The organism is Acinetobacter sp. 228, from assembly GCF_048147885.1.
On record NZ_JAYWYV010000254.1, the window covers coordinates 1 to 1,407 of the forward strand.

At 40.9% G+C, this 1,407-nt stretch carries 1 protein-coding gene; it reads right to left on the minus strand.

Annotated elements, in window-relative coordinates; genetic code table 11:
* Positions 1 to 255: 255 nt before the first annotated feature.
* Positions 256 to 1,407: dihydroxy-acid dehydratase (locus VXQ92_RS17930; protein ID WP_416682718.1), on the minus strand; the 1,152-nt coding region annotated here is incomplete at its 5' end.

The following is a 1,407-nucleotide window of genomic DNA, read 5'->3' on the forward strand; positions in this document are numbered from 1 at the left end:
AAGGTGAAACAGTAGTCGAGATAGAAAAATGACTACCTAAGTTCGCGCAGAAAATATGTCATGTTATTTCGCGAGTTTCTGCGTAGGTGAAGATTTTATCACCATTTTATGGCAAACCCATAGAATGATCTGAAACCACCTTTTTCTACAAGCGGATTTTTTTTTACCAGACATAAAAAATGCACCCTTAACATGATAACAATTCATCGTGTTAAGGGGTGCATGTTTCCTACTCAATTATTAAAATTGAATATTTTATAGAACGCGTACAGCTCCTTTTGCTGCACTTGTGGTATGCATTGCATAAACTTTTAACGCTTTTGATACCTTACGTTTACGTTCTTCCTTCGGATGCCAACCTTTCGCTTCTTGAACTGTACGACGGTGCGCCAAAGTCGCATCATCAATATTCAAGTGAATGGTACGGTTTGGAATATCAATTTCGATGGTATCGCCATCTTCAACCAAACCAATCGCACCGCCTTCAGCAGCTTCTGGCGAAACGTGACCAATTGAAAGACCTGATGAACCACCAGAGAAACGGCCATCTGTAACTAACGCACAGTCTTTTCCTAAACCTTTCGATTTAAGATAGCTGGTTGGGTAAAGCATTTCTTGCATGCCCGGACCACCACGTGGACCTTCGTAGCGAATTACAACCACATCACCAGCTTTAATTTCATTGCCTAAAATTGCTTCTACCGCTGCATCTTGGCTCTCAAAAACTCGTGCTGAACCTGTGAATTTTAAAATAGATTCGTCAACGCCCGCAGTTTTTACAATACATCCATCAAGCGCAATGTTGCCGTAAAGAACAGCTAAACCACCATCTTTAGAGAATGCATGTTCTGCATTACGAATCACGCCCTTTTCACGGTCGCCATCTAAAGTTGAGTAGTAACGGTTTTGTGAGAATGCAACTTGAGTTGGAACACCACCCGGAGATGAACGGTAGAACTCATATACATCTGGATCTTCAGTACGAATAATATCCCACTTATCTAACGCATCTTTTAATGTTTTTTCATGTACTGTCGGTACAGATACATCAAGTAGATTCGCACGATCAAGCTCGCCTAAAATGGCCATGATACCGCCTGCACGATGTACATCTTCCATATGTACGTCTTGTTTTGCTGGTGCTACTTTTGAAAGCACTGGTACTCGACGTGACAATTCATCAATATCGTCCATCGTAAAATCAACTTCAGCTTCATTTGCCGCAGCTAACAAGTGAAGAACTGTATTGGTTGAACCACCCATGGCAATATCAAGTGTCATCGCATTTTTAAAAGCAGCTTTAGTGGCAATTGAACGAGGCAAAATACTTGCATCATTTTGCTCATAGTAGCGTTTGGCCAATTCAACAATAAGCTGACCTGCTTTTAAGAATAATTTTTTACGGTT